12 protein-coding genes, 3 rRNA genes and 3 riboswitches are annotated in these 19,530 nt (G+C 41.7%); of the genes, 14 read left to right on the forward strand and 1 reads right to left on the reverse strand.

What is annotated here, in order from left to right:
- Positions 1-340: 340 nt before the first annotated feature.
- The 9 genes from LG276_RS03070 to rrf all read left to right on the forward strand — a co-directional run bounded on the left by LG276_RS03070 (position 341) and on the right by rrf (position 14,654).
- Complete coding sequence (locus LG276_RS03070; RefSeq protein WP_224939194.1) at positions 341-1,294, forward strand: MoxR family ATPase; 954 nt, start codon at positions 341-343, stop codon at positions 1,292-1,294.
- A 1-nt stretch (position 1,295) separates the two neighbouring features.
- Positions 1,296-2,492 carry a DUF58 domain-containing protein gene (locus tag LG276_RS03075; RefSeq protein WP_251163561.1) on the forward strand — a complete coding sequence of 399 codons (1,197 nt, stop codon included), beginning with the start codon at positions 1,296-1,298 and terminating at the stop codon, positions 2,490-2,492.
- Positions 2,489-4,681, forward strand: a complete 2,193-nt coding sequence (locus LG276_RS03080; protein WP_224939192.1) for a transglutaminaseTgpA domain-containing protein — start codon at positions 2,489-2,491, stop codon at positions 4,679-4,681. The genes LG276_RS03075 and LG276_RS03080 overlap by 4 nt, the downstream gene beginning before the upstream one ends.
- Positions 4,682-4,750: 69 nt before the next feature.
- Positions 4,751-4,852: riboswitch (purine riboswitch) on the forward strand.
- A gap of 207 nt (positions 4,853-5,059) precedes the next feature.
- Positions 5,060-6,580 (forward strand): glutamine-hydrolyzing GMP synthase, encoded by a 1,521-nt coding sequence (guaA, locus tag LG276_RS03085; protein WP_251163565.1) that lies wholly within the window; start codon positions 5,060-5,062, stop codon positions 6,578-6,580.
- Positions 6,581-6,652: 72 nt separating this feature from the next.
- Positions 6,653-7,165: a GNAT family N-acetyltransferase gene (locus LG276_RS03090; RefSeq protein WP_251163563.1), complete on the forward strand. Its 513-nt coding sequence runs from the start codon at positions 6,653-6,655 to the stop codon at positions 7,163-7,165.
- Between the two features lie 164 nt (positions 7,166-7,329).
- A riboswitch (purine riboswitch) is annotated at positions 7,330-7,433 on the forward strand.
- A 127-nt stretch (positions 7,434-7,560) separates the two neighbouring features.
- The gene (locus LG276_RS03095) at positions 7,561-8,889 is read left to right on the forward strand and encodes an NCS2 family permease (RefSeq protein ID WP_095370727.1); all 1,329 of its coding nucleotides are present in this window, start codon (positions 7,561-7,563) and stop codon (positions 8,887-8,889) included.
- Positions 8,890-9,655: 766 nt separating this feature from the next.
- Positions 9,656-11,204 (forward strand): 16S ribosomal RNA (locus LG276_RS03100).
- A gap of 325 nt (positions 11,205-11,529) precedes the next feature.
- A 23S ribosomal RNA gene (locus tag LG276_RS03105) occupies positions 11,530-14,462 on the forward strand.
- A 75-nt stretch (positions 14,463-14,537) separates the two neighbouring features.
- Positions 14,538-14,654: ribosomal RNA gene (gene rrf, locus LG276_RS03110) — 5S ribosomal RNA — on the forward strand.
- Together the 16S, 23S and 5S rRNA genes form the textbook arrangement of a ribosomal RNA operon.
- A gap of 107 nt (positions 14,655-14,761) precedes the next feature.
- Here the strand turns inward: rrf and LG276_RS03115 are convergent.
- Positions 14,762-15,250, reverse strand: coding sequence for a hypothetical protein (locus LG276_RS03115; protein ID WP_251163306.1), 489 nt, complete (start codon positions 15,248-15,250; stop codon positions 14,762-14,764).
- 193 nt (positions 15,251-15,443) lie between these two features.
- Between LG276_RS03115 and LG276_RS03120 the strand changes: the two genes are divergently transcribed.
- The 5 genes from LG276_RS03120 (at position 15,444) to purB (ending at position 19,441) form a co-directional block, all read left to right on the forward strand.
- On the forward strand, positions 15,444-15,986 hold the full coding sequence (locus tag LG276_RS03120) for a DUF2179 domain-containing protein (protein ID WP_095370725.1): 543 nt from the start codon (positions 15,444-15,446) through the stop codon (positions 15,984-15,986).
- Positions 15,983-16,177: an NETI motif-containing protein gene (locus LG276_RS03125; RefSeq protein ID WP_251163305.1), complete on the forward strand. Its 195-nt coding sequence runs from the start codon at positions 15,983-15,985 to the stop codon at positions 16,175-16,177. The genes LG276_RS03120 and LG276_RS03125 overlap by 4 nt, the downstream gene beginning before the upstream one ends.
- 94 nt (positions 16,178-16,271) lie before the next feature.
- A riboswitch (purine riboswitch) is annotated at positions 16,272-16,373 on the forward strand.
- Between the two features lie 142 nt (positions 16,374-16,515).
- Positions 16,516-17,004 (forward strand): 5-(carboxyamino)imidazole ribonucleotide mutase, encoded by a 489-nt coding sequence (gene purE / locus LG276_RS03130; protein WP_095370724.1) that lies wholly within the window; start codon positions 16,516-16,518, stop codon positions 17,002-17,004.
- The gene (gene purK / locus LG276_RS03135; protein ID WP_251163310.1) at positions 16,991-18,145 is read left to right on the forward strand and encodes a 5-(carboxyamino)imidazole ribonucleotide synthase; all 1,155 of its coding nucleotides are present in this window, start codon (positions 16,991-16,993) and stop codon (positions 18,143-18,145) included. The genes purE and purK overlap by 14 nt, the downstream gene beginning before the upstream one ends.
- A 3-nt stretch (positions 18,146-18,148) precedes the next feature.
- A complete protein-coding gene (purB, locus tag LG276_RS03140; protein WP_095370723.1) occupies positions 18,149-19,441 on the forward strand; it encodes an adenylosuccinate lyase in 1,293 nt (430 codons plus the stop codon).
- The last annotated feature ends 89 nt before the right edge of the window (positions 19,442-19,530 follow it).

Here is a 19,530-nt window from a genome sequence, read left to right on the forward strand (position 1 = left end):
TGCACAGATTAAACATCTCCTTCCCTTTAATAGCGTTATAACTATATAAGATATGTGGGAAGGGGGGATTAGTCGTAACTGTGAAGGGATGAACATTTATATAACCATTTATAAGCCAACTTAACCGAGTCTGAATGATTTATCTTAAGTGTTAAATCATATAAAATAAGAATTATAAATGTTTGTTCATTTTTATTCTTTTTTTTCCTAAATCATAGGAAGAAAGAAGATGAATTTGTGCGAAGAATGGTAGATTTCACAGGAATTTAGCAAGATTTAGCGAATAGAAGTATAAGTAAGGAGAAGAATGGCCTTTATTAAAAAATCAGGAGGATGGTCAATGAATCATAAAATGAATCCGGTTGTCGAGCAAGTGCTCATTAATATAGATAAAGTAATGATCGGTAAAAGAGAAGTGGCAGAATTGAGCTTGGTTGCCTTATTATCTGGTGGTCATGTGTTACTTGAAGATGTGCCTGGTGTGGGTAAGACGATGATGGTTCGAGCGCTGGCAAAATCGCTAGGTGCGAACTTTAGAAGAATTCAATTTACCCCTGATTTATTACCATCGGATGTGACAGGCGTTTCAATTTATAATCCGAAAGAAATGGCATTTGAATTCCGCCCGGGTCCAATAATGGGTCAGATTATATTAGCAGATGAAATCAACCGGACATCCCCTAAAACACAGTCCGCCTTATTAGAAGGGATGGAGGAGAAGAGTGTAACAATTGATGGAGTGACTCATCAATTAGGTAGCCCTTTTTTTGTTATGGCGACACAAAATCCGATTGAATATGAAGGAACTTACCCACTCCCAGAAGCGCAGCTTGACCGTTTTCTGTTAAAAATGCGTATGGGTTATCCTGAAGGAACAGAAGAGATTGAATTATTAAGTCGCGTTCAAAGTGCACTCCCGATAGAAGAAATACAGCCAGTAATGGAGTTAGAACAGCTGAGAGACATGCAGGCGAAAGTGAAAGAGGTGTATGTCGATCATTCCATTAAAAGCTATATTGTTCATATGGCTGAGCAAACAAGAAACCATAAACATGTGTATTTAGGTGTTAGCCCTAGGGGGTCTATTGCTTTAATGAAAGCATCACAAAGCTATGCGTTTATGCATGGAAGAGATTATGTCCGCCCTGATGATGTGCAATATTTAGCAAGTGCGGTCTTTAGTCATCGCTTAATTCTCAAGTCAGAAGCAAAATTTGAAGGGGTCAAAGCAGAACAAGTGATTGAGAAGATTATCGATGTTACACCGGTACCAGTGCAAAAGGCTGTGAAATAGGATGAGGCGGTGGTTATTCGCAGTAAAGGGTGTATGGAAGTTAGTGTTATTGTTCCTTTTACTACTCATTACTTTTTCATATGCGATGTTTCAAGGAGGATTTGTCAGCTGGTTCTTATTTTATAGCTTTTTACCGTTTGGTTTATATGCATTTGCACTGGCAATGTATCCGTTGCATCGTATCCATGTAAAGAGAGAACTTTCCAGTCAAGAAGTGAGTGCAGGAGATACACTATCGATACGTCTTTCTATTCATATGGATACGACTTTTCCGGTATTTTTTCTTGTCGTCGAAGATCATATAACTTCTTCGCTCCAGATGAAGAAACATCTGTTATTTCCTGGATTTCGTAAAAACATCGTTGTTTCGCAATCATTTAAGGAAATCCCTCGCGGAGAGCACGTTTTCCAATATGTTCGGCTGAAAATAGGTGATCCACTTGGATTAATCGAACGTGAAGTAAACATGTCACTCGAAGACCGCATGATTGTGTATCCTACTTATGAAGAAATGGTTTATCAACCATTCAGTCATCAATTTGATCAAGGAATGACGGCTTCAGATGAAAGGGTGCAGAGAGATACTTCTATGGCTACAGGCGTCCGTGAATATCAACCAGGTGATCGTTTTTCTTGGATAAACTGGAAAACATCCGCCAAGCGTAATGAAATGATGGTTAAAGAATTTGAACAGCGCAAATCTCATGATGTATATCTTCTCATGGATCGTTTTCCTGAAGTGTATTTTGAAGCAATCGTTTCTTTTACCGCTTCTCTTGTATATGCAATACTGCGAAAAGGGGCACAGGTAGGGTTCCTTTCAGCGGGGAGAAATCGAGTGGAGTTCCCAATTCTTGGTGGTGAAGGGCAGCTACAACGAATCTTTTATCATCTAGCTACAGTGAAGGCGGATAGTAAACGTCCTTTAGAACAAGTGTTAGACGTAGAAAGAAGTCTTGCCCAACAAAATGATCAACTACTGCTTGTTACTGCCAAACTAAACAAACGTTTGATTGAAAAGGCGAGCTTTTATTCTCAAAAAGGAAGTGTGACGATTTTTCTTGTGAAAAGAAAGGAAGAGCAAGCAGTACAAGAGGAAATTCGTTTAAAAGACACCGCTACTTCAAGAGGAATACGTATACAAATTGTGCATGAAGGTCAATTTTCTGCCGCATTCTCGGAGGTGAGGAGCGGATGATGAAGAGATTTTCTACTTTGGTTCTTTATTTATTTGGTTTTCTCCTTATTTGGGAGTGGATTAGGCCGTTAGAGCAATTAACGGATACAGGGAATGTGTGGGTGTTCTTACTTTTCCTATGTATTGCCCTTGCGATGGATTTTTTAAAATGGCATTGGGTCATCCGTTTTGTCATTAATGGAGCAATTATTTTCTTCAGTTTAATGTATATTTATTTTCTTGATCAATATGGACTGATTGGCTCGTTTCCTATGATGATTCAAGAGTTATTTGATAACTTTTTGACGATGTTACAAGCGCAATGGACCGCTATAACAGACATGTTTAGGACTTTATTATTCTTCATTCTTTTATGGTTGATGTCTTACCTTATTCAATATTGGCTCATCCAACGGAGACAAATTTTTATTTTCTTTTTCATGACATTGGTCTATATTACTGTTCTTGATACATTCACACCATATAATGCAGAAATGGCAATTATTCGAACCGTAATTTGTGGATTTTTAATGATGGGGATTCTCGCCTTCTATCGTCAACTAGAGAAGGAAGATATTGAGACGAAACCATCGAAACTAAGCAAATGGATGATCCCTCTAAGTGGATTGGTGCTCATCAGTTCTCTCATTGCTTTCGCTGCACCGAAGGCAGATCCGATTTGGCCTGATCCTGTTCCTTATATCACTTCATTTAATGAAGATAGTAGAAATGAAGAAGCTGGAGGGGTGCGGAAAATTGGCTATGGTGAGGATGATTCTTTATTAGGTGGCTCTTTTGTTCCTGATGATACTCTTGTGTTTGTTGCGAAAACGGAAGATCCCCATTATTGGAAAGTAGAGACCAAAGATGTCTATACAGGTAAGGGGTGGGAGCTTTCAGAAGAAGATCGTGGCAGCCAGTTTTTTGCATCAGGAGAAGAAGTGCCTTTGGAATCATTTTCAGAGAATGAAAATGTCGTTGTTGAGGAAAGAGTCAGTAATGTACAAATGAACAGAGCACGTCCTCAAATTGTCTATCCATTAGGGATAAAAAGTTTTCAAAGTGAAAACATCCCATTTGAATTGAATGAAGCGCTTGAGAAATTTTCAATTAGATATGCAGAGGATTCTCTCATGCCAACTTATGACGTAATCTTTAATGAACCCACTTATAGCGTGAATGCATTGAATACAGTTAATAATGATAATCACGGTTTAGATTCAGCGTTTTATGAAAGGTATACGCAATTACCCGAAGATCTCCCTGATCGTGTGCGTGAATTGGCAGAAGAGATTGTGGCAGGGCATGATAATTGGTTTAACCAAATTCGTGAGATTGAAGGCTATTTTGCTCGATCGGGTTTTGTTTATTCACAAAGAGATGTGGCTGTGCCAGGACCAGATGAAGATTATGTCGACCAATTTTTGTTTGATACGAAGTTAGGTTATTGTGATAACTTTTCAACAGCAATGATCGTGCTAGCCCGTTCTGCTGGTATTCCGACTAGATGGGTTAAAGGGTTTACAGAAGGTGAAAGAACCAACGGAAATGAATTAACTGTTGGTACTTATGACATTACGAATAACAATGCTCACTCATGGGTGGAGGCTTATTTTCCTGGCGTTGGATGGATTCCGTTTGAGCCAACAACAGGTTTTAGTAATCCTGTAGAATATGAGTTTGATTTAGATGAAGAAACAACGCCTAATAACGCGGAGGAAACGGAAACACCGGAAAGAGAAGAGAGTCCAGATGAAGCAGAAACGACTGAACAAACAGAAACAGCGTCAAGCACTTTTAGTTTGACGAAGCTATGGGATTCGGTAAAGGAAGCGGTTCAACAACATTGGAAAAAGATTATTTTAATAATCATCGTGCTTGCTTTCATCGGTTACCTAACGTATATCAAACGGGGTAAATGGCTACCTTACTTCTATATTTGGACATACAAACATCGTAATAATGATCGGGATTTTGAGAAAGCGTACCTTGTTTTACTACATGAATTTTCACGGTTCGGGATGAAAAGGAAACAAGGACAAACCTTACATTCTTTTGCCAAAGAGGTCGATCGTTTGCTTGGGCATCAACAGATGAGTCAGCTAACGGCAAGTTACGAGGCTTATCTATATAGTGGTAAGCAAGAAAAGGGCATTTGGAAGAGAAATAAGGAATTGTGGGAAAATTTAATAAAAGCCACAATCGCTTGACCGTTAAAATAACCTGTTGTTAAAATAGTTGAATGAGAAGTCATGGATTCATATGCATGATGACTATCAATAATTTTAACGAATAACCTTCATATATCCTTGGTAATATGGTCCGAGAGTCTCTACCAGACTGCCTATAACAGTCTGACTATGAAGGCAGAATATATTTAGCCTAGCTAGATTTCTGCCTTCTGACTATATTTTCGGGGGAAGAACTCTAGTTTTTTGTATGAAATAGTAGGTGTTGGATAACCTACAAATGATACATTCGGAGTCACTCTTCATATATGAAGTGGAATAAAAGAATGAGGGAATCATTCTATCAATGTTGACGAGGTGAACAGCGTGACGGGGAAAGTAGAATTGCATGACCAGGAAATGATCGTTGTACTAGACTTTGGTAGTCAGTACAATCAGTTGATTACACGCAGAATTAGGGAGTTTGGCGTTTATAGTGAATTACATCCGCATACCATTACTGCACAAGAAATCAAAGAAATGAATCCAACAGGAATCATCTTCTCTGGTGGTCCAAACAGTGTTTACGGCGAAAATGCTTTTCGTTGTGATCCAGAAATTTTTGAATTAGGTCTACCAATCTTCGGTATTTGCTACGGTATGCAATTAATGACGATGCATTTCGGAGGAAAAGTAGAAGGTGCAAAGCAGCGTGAGTACGGTAAAGCTGTATTAAAATTACAAAATCAATCTAAATTATTTGCCGATCTTCCTGAAGAGCAAGTGGTTTGGATGAGTCATGGTGACTTAGTCGTTGAAGCACCAGAAGGTTTTGCAATTGATGGTACTAACCCTTCTTGTCCTGTCGCAGCGATTAGTGACGAAGCACGTGGGTTATACGGAGTTCAATTCCACCCAGAAGTACGTCATTCTGTATACGGTAATGATATGCTGAAAAACTTTGTTTTCGGTATTTGTGGCTGTAAAGGCGATTGGTCTATGGAGAACTTTATTGAAATTGAATTGGAAAAAATTCGCCAAACAGTTGGAGATAAGAAAGTCCTTTGTGCACTTAGTGGCGGAGTGGATTCTTCTGTTGTTGCTGTTCTTATTCATAAAGCGATTGGTGACCAATTAACATGTATTTTTGTTGATCACGGTTTATTGCGTAAAGATGAAGCAGAAGGCGTTATGAAAACTTTCTCTGAAGGCTTCAATATGAATGTCATTAAAGTAGATGTTAAGGAGCGTTTCTTAAGCAAACTTGAAGGTGTCAGTGATCCTGAGAAAAAACGTAAAATTATCGGTAATGAATTCATTTACGTATTTGATGATGAAGCACATAAATTAGAAGGTATTGATTATTTAGCACAAGGTACACTTTATACAGATATTATCGAAAGTGGTACTGCAACAGCGCAAACAATCAAATCTCACCACAATGTAGGTGGACTACCTGAAGATATGCAATTCCAATTAATTGAGCCGCTTAATACTTTATTTAAAGATGAAGTACGCGCACTTGGAACAGAATTAGGTATTCCAGATGATATCGTTTGGAGACAACCATTCCCAGGTCCTGGTTTAGGTATCCGTGTTCTTGGTGCAATCTCTGAAGAAAAACTTGAAATCGTCCGTGAATCAGACGCGATCCTTCGTGAAGAAATCAAAAATGCTGGTCTTGAAAGAGATGTGTGGCAATATTTCACTGTCCTACCTGACATTCGTAGCGTAGGTGTAATGGGCGATGCGCGTACGTATGATTACACAATTGGTATCCGCGCCGTTACTTCAATTGATGGAATGACATCCGATTGGGCACGTATTCCTTGGGATGTGCTTGAAGTTATCTCAACAAGAATCGTTAATGAAGTGGACCATATCAACCGCGTAGTGTATGATATTACTTCTAAGCCACCAGCAACGATTGAGTGGGAATAAAACAATACACCTTAGAATCCTAGTTTGGATTCTAAGGTTTTTTAATAAGTATTCTTTTTGGGAGGGTGTTAGGTGTTATATTTAAAACAGGCACAATTAGAAGAGTTAGATGAAATCATGTCCATTGTTGACCGAGCAAGGGAAACGATTGTTAAAAGAGGTATCCCACAATGGCAGGATGGAGATGGGCCCAATCGAGAAATCATTACACAGGATATTTCGAATAAGGAAGCTTACGTGTTGATGGCGGATGAACGAAAAGTCGGTATTGGCACGATTTTAACTGCGCCAGAAGAACCTTATGAGCAATTAGTGAATTGGGAGAAAGCAGAAACGCCGTATGCATCGATTCATCGAGTAGCGATTGACCCAGAGATACAAGGAAAGGGTTATTCGACGATATTGCTTCAACATTTAATTACCGCTGCTAGGCTCAATGGATTTCGTGATATTCGCATTGACACCCATCCCGAAAATGAAGTCATGCAAAAGGTTATTCAGAAAGCTGGTTTTTCCTATATTGGGGATGTGGAACTAGATGTTCCAAATGGTAATCGATTTGCCTACCAAATATTGCTTAAATAAAAGAAGTATTGCTTCATAAATCCATTTGGTTTATAGTAAAACCAAATGAAATTACGTAAATAAAGTGGAAAATAAACCTAATTCCGAACAATGGTAAAAAACGGACTAAAAATGTTCGTTTTTTATATTGACTAGGACTTTTTTAATTGCTAATATAATAGAGAATTAAATATTAAAAACATCTTCGTATAATGTTGGGAATATGGCCCAAAAGTTTCTACCAAGTTACCGTAAATGACTTGACTACTTGATGTGTGTGCGTAATAAGGGAATGTGCTTTAATTATTATACTAATCTTATTTTTACATTCCATGTTACTTATACCATCCCTGTTGTCAAGACTTCGGTTGCTTTCCGAAGTTTTTTTAATGCCAACTTTAGGGGGAAAATTAAAAATGAAAAAGTACTTCCAATTCGACGAACTCGGCACCAATTTTCGCCGTGAGATTATTGGCGGGATTACAACATTCTTAGCTATGGCTTATATATTAGCAGTCAACCCTGCTGTACTATCGTTAGCAGATGTACCAGATCTTCCAGATGCTATGAGAATGGACATGGGGGCAGTCTTTGTTGCTACAGCTTTAGCAGCCGCGATTGGTTCAATCCTCATGGGGGTTATCGCTCGTTATCCAATAGCGCTTGCTCCAGGTATGGGTATAAACGCATTCTTCGCTTATACTGTCGTACTGACAATGGGTATTTCATGGCAACATGCTTTAGCTGGAACATTTATTTCGGGTGTGATTTTCATTCTATTATCACTATCCGGTATTAGAGAAAAAATTATTAATGCGATTCCAGCACCATTAAAATTTGCAGTATCTGCAGGGATTGGCTTGTTTATTACATTTGTTGGTGCACAAAACGCTGGTCTTATTGCAAATGATGACGCAGTGTTAGTTGGTTTAGGTGATTTCTCTGATGGTAATGTGTTATTAGCTATTTTTGGTATTATTATTACTGTTATTTTAATGACAAGAGGTTTAAAAGGCGGTATTTTCATTGGGATGGTCGTAACGGCAGTTGTTGGTATGATCTTCGGCCTGGTGGATGTGCCTCATAAAGTCGTTGGAGCAGTACCAAGTATTGCACCAACTTTTGGTGAAGCATTCGGTTCTTTTGGAGACGCATCATTCTACTCAACACAAATGCTTGTGGTTGTATTAACATTTTTATTCGTAGACTTCTTTGATACAGCAGGTACACTTGTAGGTGTAGCGAATCAGGCGGGATTAATGAAGGACGGTAAATTACCAAGAGCAGGAAAAGCTTTACTTGCTGACTCAACAGCAACTGTTGCAGGTTCAATTTTAGGAACATCTACAACGACTTCTTATGTAGAATCTTCTTCAGGGGTCGCTGCAGGTGCAAGAACAGGTTTTGCTGCTATTGTAACAGGTGTCTTATTCTTACTAGCAATCTTTTTCTTCCCAATTGTGTCAGTAGTTACATCAGCAGTTACAGCACCGGCCCTAATTATAGTAGGGGTATTAATGGTTGCTTCATTAGGTAATATAGATTGGACGAAATTTGAAATAGCGGTACCAGCGTTCTTAACTATCTTAGCGATGCCTCTTACCTATAGTATTGCAACAGGTATTGCAATTGGATTTATTTTTTATCCAATTACAATGATTGTTAAAGGGAGAGCGAAAGAGATTCATCCAATTATGTACTTCCTATTTGTAGTATTTGTTCTGTACTTTATTTTCTTGAAATAATATCTAGGAGGAAATATCCACTCCTTAAATAGCCAGTTCCCATCATTTATTGGGACTGGCTATTTTGTTATTTATAGGGTGAAAATTTCATTTTTGGTAGCAGACCTTTGCAACTTAGCGACTGGTAGTTGCAAAGGTCTCTTACTTTCTCTATTATGTATGTTCTATTTCTACATATATTTCCTGAGATTTTACAAGTTAATTCTACTAAACTGATACAATCATGATGGAAATGGTGTGATTAGGTATTTCAAAGTGATGTGACAAGAATCCATTAGCCAAAGAGGAACAGTTAAGCTTATAAAGCGAAGAAATGAGTAGCGAGATTTTGAGTTTTTGACAAAAACATTGGTTCTATTCTTCTTACTCAAATCGAAGGAGTGAGGAAATCTAATTGCTTTGTAAGAAGAATAAGAGTTTCTCGAACGATTAAGAAATAAATGTTTAAATGCCTTATAAAGGAGGTATATATACAACAATAGTATTTTTATAAAAAAACTTTATATTTGTTGTTGACGAAAGTAGATAGGGATGATACTATTATAAAACAGTCGTTGATAATGCTTTCTAAGATTACTTTCGAAAAAAGAATTTTAAAAAGTTGTTGACAATAGATTGCGAGAATGTTATATTAATAAAGTCGCTTCTGAAGCGAACGAGATTGTTCTTTGAAAACTGAACGAACGTAAAACGTCAAGCGTAATTCTAAAAAAGCTGATTTATCAGCAACAAAGCACCATAGGTGCAAATGAGCTAATCAAACACTTTATTGGAGAGTTTGATCCTGGCTCAGGACGAACGCTGGCGGCGTGCCTAATACATGCAAGTCGAGCGAATCTGAGGGAGCTTGCTCCCAAAGATTAGCGGCGGACGGGTGAGTAACACGTGGGCAACCTGCCTGTAAGACTGGGATAACTCCGGGAAACCGGGGCTAATACCGGATAATATCTATTTATACATATAATTAGATTGAAAGATGGTTCTGCTATCACTTACAGATGGGCCCGCGGCGCATTAGCTAGTTGGTGAGGTAACGGCTCACCAAGGCGACGATGCGTAGCCGACCTGAGAGGGTGATCGGCCACACTGGGACTGAGACACGGCCCAGACTCCTACGGGAGGCAGCAGTAGGGAATCTTCCGCAATGGACGAAAGTCTGACGGAGCAACGCCGCGTGAGTGATGAAGGTTTTCGGATCGTAAAACTCTGTTGTTAGGGAAGAACAAGTACCGGAGTAACTGCCGGTACCTTGACGGTACCTAACCAGAAAGCCACGGCTAACTACGTGCCAGCAGCCGCGGTAATACGTAGGTGGCAAGCGTTGTCCGGAATTATTGGGCGTAAAGCGCGCGCAGGCGGTTCCTTAAGTCTGATGTGAAAGCCCACGGCTCAACCGTGGAGGGTCATTGGAAACTGGGGAACTTGAGTGCAGAAGAGGAAAGTGGAATTCCAAGTGTAGCGGTGAAATGCGTAGAGATTTGGAGGAACACCAGTGGCGAAGGCGACTTTCTGGTCTGTAACTGACGCTGAGGCGCGAAAGCGTGGGGAGCAAACAGGATTAGATACCCTGGTAGTCCACGCCGTAAACGATGAGTGCTAAGTGTTAGAGGGTTTCCGCCCTTTAGTGCTGCAGCAAACGCATTAAGCACTCCGCCTGGGGAGTACGACCGCAAGGTTGAAACTCAAAGGAATTGACGGGGGCCCGCACAAGCGGTGGAGCATGTGGTTTAATTCGAAGCAACGCGAAGAACCTTACCAGGTCTTGACATCCTCTGACAATCCTAGAGATAGGACTTTCCCCTTCGGGGGACAGAGTGACAGGTGGTGCATGGTTGTCGTCAGCTCGTGTCGTGAGATGTTGGGTTAAGTCCCGCAACGAGCGCAACCCTTGATCTTAGTTGCCAGCATTCAGTTGGGCACTCTAAGGTGACTGCCGGTGACAAACCGGAGGAAGGTGGGGATGACGTCAAATCATCATGCCCCTTATGACCTGGGCTACACACGTGCTACAATGGATGGTACAAAGGGCTGCAAGACCGCGAGGTTTAGCCAATCCCATAAAACCATTCTCAGTTCGGATTGTAGGCTGCAACTCGCCTACATGAAGCCGGAATCGCTAGTAATCGCGGATCAGCATGCCGCGGTGAATACGTTCCCGGGCCTTGTACACACCGCCCGTCACACCACGAGAGTTTGTAACACCCGAAGTCGGTGGGGTAACCTTTTGGAGCCAGCCGCCTAAGGTGGGACAGATGATTGGGGTGAAGTCGTAACAAGGTAGCCGTATCGGAAGGTGCGGCTGGATCACCTCCTTTCTAAGGAATATACGGAATTAACTTGATGTTGGACTGTTCGTTCAGTTTTGAGAGTATAATCTCTCGATTCAATCGTTCTTTGAAAACTAGATAATGTAATGAAGAAGATTACCGAGTAATCGCCACCTTAGTTATTTTCTCTCTATATAATAGTAATAGAGTAGAGATACTAAACTTTTTTTAAAACACACAACCGTGAGGGTTGTGAGAAGCAAGCAGTTCAAGGAAGCGAGCGAGGAAACACCGGAGTGTGCGTCTTGTGCACATGAGGATGTTGACGAGTGAGCTGACGCCGAAATGCGTAGCTTATCGCAAGCCGAACAATGGTTAAGTTAATAAGGGCGCACGGTGAATGCCTTGGCACTAGGAGCCGATGAAGGACGGGACTAACACCGATATGCTTCGGGGAGCTGTAAGTAAGCTTTGATCCGGAGATTTCCGAATGGGGAAACCCCCTATCCGTTATGGGATAGGATCCATACCTGAATACATAGGGTATGGAAGGCAGACCCGGGGAACTGAAACATCTAAGTACCCGGAGGAAGAGAAAGCAAACGCGATTCCCTGAGTAGCGGCGAGCGAAACGGGATTAGCCCAAACCAAGAGGCTTGCCTCTTGGGGTTGTAGGACATTCTATACGGAGTTACAAAGGAACGAGATAGACGAAGAGGTCTGGAAAGGCCCGCCATAGGAGGTAAAAGCCCTGTAGTTGAAACTTCGTTCCCTCCAGAGTGGATCCTGAGTACGGCGGGACACGAGAAATCCCGTCGGAAGCAGGGAGGACCATCTCCCAAGGCTAAATACTCCCTAGTGACCGATAGTGAACCAGTACCGTGAGGGAAAGGTGAAAAGCACCCCGGAAGGGGAGTGAAAGAGATCCTGAAACCGTGTGCCTACAAGTAGTTAGAGCCCGTTAATGGGTGATAGCGTGCCTTTTGTAGAATGAACCGGCGAGTTACGATTACATGCGAGGTTAAGTTGGACAGACGGAGCCGTAGCGAAAGCGAGTCTGAATAGGGCGAATGAGTATGTGGTCGTAGACCCGAAACCAGGTGATCTACCCATGTCCAGGGTGAAGTCCAGGTAACACTGGATGGAGGCCCGAACCCACGTACGTTGAAAAGTGCGGGGATGAGGTGTGGGTAGCGGAGAAATTCCAATCGAACTTGGAGATAGCTGGTTCTCTCCGAAATAGCTTTAGGGCTAGCCTCATGCGTAAGAATCTTGGAGGTAGAGCACTGTTTGGACTAGGGGCCCTCATCGGGTTACCGAATTCAGACAAACTCCGAATGCCAAAGATTTATCCATGGGAGTCAGACTGCGAGTGATAAGATCCGTAGTCAAGAGGGAAACAGCCCAGACCACCAGCTAAGGTCCCAAAGTATACGTTAAGTGGAAAAGGATGTGGAGTTGCTTAGACAACCAGGATGTTGGCTTAGAAGCAGCCACCATTTAAAGAGTGCGTAATAGCTCACTGGTCGAGTGACTCCGCGCCGAAAATGTACCGGGGCTAAACGTATCACCGAAGCTGTGGATTGAACATCGTTGATGTTCAGTGGTAGGAGAGCGTTCTAAGGGCGTTGAAGCTAGACCGTAAGGACTGGTGGAGCGCTTAGAAGTGAGAATGCCGGTATGAGTAGCGAAAGATGGGTGAGAATCCCATCCACCGAATGCCTAAGGTTTCCTGAGGAAGGCTCGTCCGCTCAGGGTTAGTCGGGACCTAAGCCGAGGCTGAAAAGCGTAGGCGATGGACAACAGGTTGATATTCCTGTACCACCGTATTCTGTTTGAGTGATGGGGGGACGCAGGAGGATAGGGTAAGCGCACGATTGGATGTGCGTCTAAGCAGTTAGAGGGACCATGAGGCAAATCCCATGGTCATATACCTTGAGCTGTGATAGCGAGGGAAATTTAGTACCGAAGTTCTTGATTCCACACTGCCAAGAAAAGCCTCTAGCGAGGAATAAGGTGCCCGTACCGCAAACCGACACAGGTAGGCGAGGAGAGAATCCTAAGGTGAGCGAGAGAACTCTCGTTAAGGAACTCGGCAAAATGACCCCGTAACTTCGGGAGAAGGGGTGCTCATTAGGGTGTTAAAGCCTTGATGAGCCGCAGTGAATAGGCCCAGGCGACTGTTTAGCAAAAACACAGGTCTCTGCGAAGCCGCAAGGCGAAGTATAGGGGCTGACGCCTGCCCGGTGCTGGAAGGTTAAGAGGAGAGGTTAGCTCACGCGAAGCTTTGAATCGAAGCCCCAGTAAACGGCGGCCGTAACTATAACGGTCCTAAGGTAGCGAAATTCCTTGTCGGGTAAGTTCCGACCCGCACGAAAGGCGTAACGATCTGGGCACTGTCTCAACGAGAGACTCGGTGAAATTATAGTACCTGTGAAGATGCAGGTTACCCGCGACAGGACGGAAAGACCCCGTGGAGCTTTACTGTAGCCTGATATTGAATTTTGGTACAGCTTGTACAGGATAGGTAGGAGCCTTAGAAGCCGGAGCGCTAGCTTCGGTGGAGGCGTCGGTGGGATACTACCCTGGCTGTATTGAAATTCTAACCCACATCCCTTATCGGGATGGGAGACAGTGTCAGGTGGGCAGTTTGACTGGGGCGGTCGCCTCCTAAAGAGTAACGGAGGCGCCCAAAGGTTCCCTCAGAATGGTTGGAAATCATTCGTAGAGTGTAAAGGCACAAGGGAGCTTGACTGCGAGACCTACAAGTCGAGCAGGGACGAAAGTCGGGCTTAGTGATCCGGTGGTTCCGCATGGAAGGGCCATCGCTCAACGGATAAAAGCTACCCCGGGGATAACAGGCTTATCTCCCCCAAGAGTCCACATCGACGGGGAGGTTTGGCACCTCGATGTCGGCTCATCGCATCCTGGGGCTGTAGTCGGTCCCAAGGGTTGGGCTGTTCGCCCATTAAAGCGGTACGCGAGCTGGGTTCAGAACGTCGTGAGACAGTTCGGTCCCTATCCGTCGTGGGCGCAGGAAATTTGAGAGGAGCTGTCCTTAGTACGAGAGGACCGGGATGGACGCACCGCTGGTGTACCAGTTGTCTTGCCAAAGGCATCGCTGGGTAGCTATGTGCGGAAGGGATAAGTGCTGAAAGCATCTAAGCATGAAGCCCCCCTCGAGATGAGATTTCCCATAGCGCAAGCTAGTAAGATCCCTGAAAGATGATCAGGTTGATAGGTTAGAGGTGGAAGTGTGGCGACACATGTAGCTGACTAATACTAATCGATCGAGGACTTAACCAAACAGGCGATTACTCAATAAATATCTTCTTCAACATTACCTAGTTTTGAGGGAACGATTCCCTTACAATTTCATAGTCCGGTGGCGATAGCGAGAAGGTCACACCCGTTCCCATACCGAACACGGAAGTTAAGCTTCTCAGCGCCGATGGTAGTTAGGGGCTGTCCCCTTGTGAGAGTAGGACGTTGCCGGGCAAAATAAAAGAGCACATCATTTGTATGTGCTCTTTTTTCGTGATTATTTACTAGGTCTCTATAAGATTACATGCTTTTTTGAGTTTAAGTATGAAAGTGTGCAACCTCTATTTAATCTGTAAATACCGATAAAAGTGATACAATTCTGTCCGTATTTGATAGTTTTCTTGTTGTAGGGTTGATGTAATGTTCTTTAGTTGATTCAACTCTTCTTGCATATATTGGAGTTGTGTTTGCATATTTGTCATATTGGTTTTTACTAAATTCTTTTCCCTTTCTTCTTCGCGAGAGATAATTTCATCTTCTTTAATCCCCCTTATAATGGATACGGTTCCGATACTTTCTCCGGCAGCTACAATTATACTTCCTAGTAAGGCTAATCTAAATGACTCTAAACTAAGTATTCCTTCACTTTCCGATTCAGTTATGCCTTCTTCATCTTCTTCTAGTTGATCAAAAAGACCAATGACTACGATTATGCTCCCAATAGCAGAGAGAGCGCCGCCTAGTAATGCCAGTCTCTCACTTTCACGAACCCCTTCGCCTTCAGTTTGGAAATTTGCATGATGTGCGTAAAATGGATACCAAAAGACCATCTCTCTCCACCTCTTTTCCGATCATTAGGCATACATCCTGTATAACAGAGTATTCTTTTATATGAAGATGGTACATTGTTTCAAGCGTTTAATTTAGGAAATTTGGGGAATCGAACAGGAAAGTAGTCATTTAACCTTGAAAGTTTGGGTATAAAGGTAATAAGAAGGTTTGAAGTGAGATAGGAGTGTTAAAATGTTAGAGAATGGCCTTGTAATGGTAACGATTATTTTGGTTATTAATATTGTGTATGTGTCCTTTTTTACGATTCGTATGATATTAACATTAAAAGGGCAGCGTTATCAGGCAGCATTTATTAGTATGATTGAAATTGTTATTTATGTCATTGGTCTAGGCTTAGTGTTAGATAATTTAGACCAGATACAGAACATTATCGCCTATGCAGTCGGGTATGGAATAGGTGTCATTGTTGGGATGAAAATTGAAGAAAAGCTTGCACTTGGCTATATTACTGTTAATGTAATAACGAAGGAGTATGACAAAGATTTACCAAAGGATTTACGGGCCAAAGGATATGGTGTAACGTCTTGGGCTGCGAATGGGCTTGAAGGGGACCGTATGGCACTGCAAATCTTAACTCCAAGAAAGTATGAATTAAAGCTGTATGATACGATTAAAACACTTGATCCGAAGGCCTTTATCATTGCTTATGAACCAAAAACGATATATGGTGGCTTCTGGGTTAAATCTGTTAAGAAAGGTAAGTTATTTAAGTGAGTCAAAAGAAAAAGAAATTTGAAGTGTTGGAAAATGAAACCATTGATCAATGCTTAGATCGCATGAAGCAAGAAGGCTATTTTCCAATAAGAAGAATGGAAAAACCGTACTTTAAAGAAATGAAGAAAAATGGGAAGACAGAATATGAACCTGCAGGGCAAAAAATAGTCTTTGAAGGACAACTTTTGTAGTAAAACACGAACATTAATTTTCTGACTTCTTTAATCGTTCGAGATTATCATTGACGGACAATTCGGAAGTTGTTAAGATGAAATTGAAAGAAAACCTAACAACATTTTACCCCCTCATATAATAATGGGAATATGGCCCATGAGTCTCTACCCGGGAACCGTAAATACTCGGACTATGAGGGAAAGCTTCTTGTTTGTCCAAGGGACTAGTGTCTCTAAATTCATAACATTTCAATTTATGAATGAATGGCTCAGACAGAATCTTTCTCTCTTAGATTAGAGCGAGGATTCTATCTGGGCTTTTTCATTTTTTGGACAAAAAGGAATGGAGGAGAAGGATGAAAATCGAAGTTGCCGTCATCATGGGTAGTACATCAGATTGGGAAACGATGAAACATACTTGTGACATTTTAGATGAGCTTGAAGTCGGTTATGAAAAAAAAGTCGTATCTGCACACAGAACGCCTGATTTGATGTTTGATTATGCAGAAAGTGCAAGAGCTAAAGGAATCAAAGTCATTATTGCAGGAGCAGGGGGTGCCGCACACTTACCTGGAATGGTAGCCGCTAAAACAACGCTACCAGTCATTGGTGTCCCAGTTCAATCTAAAGCGTTAAACGGGATAGATTCCTTATTATCCATTGTACAAATGCCTGGGGGTGTCCCAGTTGCTACAGTTGCTATTGGTAAAGCAGGGGCAACAAATGCAGGGTTACTGGCAGGACAAATCTTAAGCGCCTTTGATGAGGAAATTGCTAAACGGTTAGAAGATAGGCGAGAAAGAACAAAACAACAAGTGTTAGAAAGTAGTGATGATCTTGTCTAAACAAACCATACTACCTGGTCAAACAATCGGCATAATTGGTGGAGGGCAGCTAGGTCGCATGATGGCATTATCGGCCAAAGCGAATGGTTTTCGCATAGCTGTACTGGATCCCACGGAAGATTCCCCATGTGGTCAAGTGGCAGATGTGAAGATTGTTTCAGCTTATGATGATATGAATGCAATAAAACAATTAGCAGCTATAAGTGATATTGTGACATATGAATTTGAAAATATTAGTGCTGAGGCGCTTGATTGGCTTTGTGAGAATGCTTATGTGCCTCAAGGTTCACATGTATTATCACAGACACAGGATCGTATAAAAGAGAAGGTAGCGATCACAAAAGCAGGTGCGACTGTTGCCCCATACGCAGAGATTCACGCAACGGAAGATATTTATGCTAATATAGAAGCGCTTGGCTTTCCTGCTGTTTTAAAAACAGCAAGGGGTGGATACGATGGCAAGGGACAATATGTAATTCATAACGAAGCCGAAATAGAAAAGGCGAATGAATTATTAAATCATGGTGCATGCGTCTTAGAGAAGTTCATTCCTTTTCAAAAAGAAATCTCAGTGATTGTTTTCAGGAATCCCAATGGTGAAACAGCCTTCTTGCCAGTTGGGGAAAATGTTCATAAAGATAATATTCTACATCAAACGATTGTACCGGCGAGAATTTCTGAAGTAGCTTCTCAAACGGCCTTAGAAGAGGCAAAAAAAATTGCCGATGATTTTGAGCTAGTTGGTACACTTGCGGTGGAAATGTTCCTTGGAGAAAATGATGAGATCTATATTAACGAACTAGCCCCAAGGCCGCATAATTCAGGTCATTACTCTATTGAAGCATGTGAAACTTCACAATTCGAACAGCATATTCGTGCAGTTTGTAATTGGCCATTAGCAAGTACAGAATTACTAAAACCTGCTGTAATGGTCAATATATTAGGAGAGCATGTTGAACCTCTTATTCAGTCCATTCCTGCTGTAACGGATTGGAAGGTTCATTTATACGGGAAAGCAGAAGCGAAGTTTAAACGAAAAATGGGTCATGTGACATTGCTTCGCGACAACGTAGAGGAAGCTTTACGTGAAGTAGAACAAAGTGACATATGGCAAATTGCTGCAGAAAAGATCGGAGGATAAATCATGATTGATCGTTATACTCGCCCAGAGATGGGAGCTATTTGGACAGAACAGAACCGTTTCCAAGCTTGGTTAGAAGTGGAGATTCTTGCTTGCGAAGCCTGGGCTGAGCTTGGAGATATTCCTAAAGAGGATGTAGCTAAAATCCGTGAAAAAGCTTCATTTGACATTGAGCGAATTAAAGAAATAGAAGAAGAAACAAGACATGATGTCGTTGCCTTTACACGTGCCGTTTCTGAAACACTTGGTGAAGAACGTAAATGGGTCCATTATGGCCTTACTTCTACAGATGTTGTCGATACTGCACTTTCATATATAGTAAAGCAAGCAAATGATATCTTACTAAAAGACCTCGAGCGTTTTGTAGAAATTCTTAAAGTAAAAGCACAAGAGCATAAAAACACAGTAATGATGGGACGTACACATGGTGTGCATGCGGAGCCGACTACTTTTGGTTTGAAAATGGCTTTATGGTATGAAGAGATGAAACGTAACTTGGCACGCTTTAAAGAGGCGGCTGCTGGCGTTGAATTCGGTAAAATTTCTGGTGCTGTTGGTACGTATGCGAATATCGATCCATTTGTTGAACAATATGTTTGTGAAAAACTTGGTATTCAGCCAGCACCTATTTCTACACAAACACTACAACGTGATCGTCATGCACATTATATGAGCACGATTGCATTAATTGCCACGTCCATCGAGAAGTTTGCCACAGAGATACGGGGCCTGCAAAAGAGTGAAACACGTGAAGTGGAAGAATTCTTTGCAAAAGGACAAAAAGGTTCTTCAGCGATGCCTCATAAGCGTAATCCGATTGGGTCAGAGAATATGACAGGGATGGCAAGAGTTATTCGTGGTTATATGATGACCGCGTATGAAAATGTGTCATTGTGGCATGAGCGTGATATTTCTCACTCTTCAGCGGAGCGCGTGATTTTACCAGATGCAACGATTGCATTGAATTATATGCTTAACCGCTTTGGCAATATTGTGAAGAACTTAACGGTATATCCTGAGAATATGAAACGAAATATGGATCGTACGTTAGGGCTTATTTATTCTCAACGTGTATTGCTCGCATTGATTGATAAAGGCCTTGTACGTGAAGAAGCGTATGATACTGTTCAACCAAAAGCAATGGAATCATGGGAAAAACAAGTACCATTCCGCAGCTTAATTGATCAAGATGAAAAGATCACTTCCCTTTTAACAAAAGAAGAGATAGATGATTGCTTCGATTATCATCACCATTTGAAGCATGTAGATACGATCTTTAATCGTTTAGGTTTATAAAAAATAATGGGGAGAAGAAGTTTTTCCTCCTCTCCCCATTCATTTCACCTAGTAAGAATATTGCTAATTTTCATGATTGGGAGGCGCAA

The organism is Cytobacillus kochii (assembly GCF_044790165.1).
Classification (GTDB): Bacteria; Bacillota; Bacilli; order Bacillales; family Cytobacillaceae; genus Cytobacillus; species Cytobacillus kochii.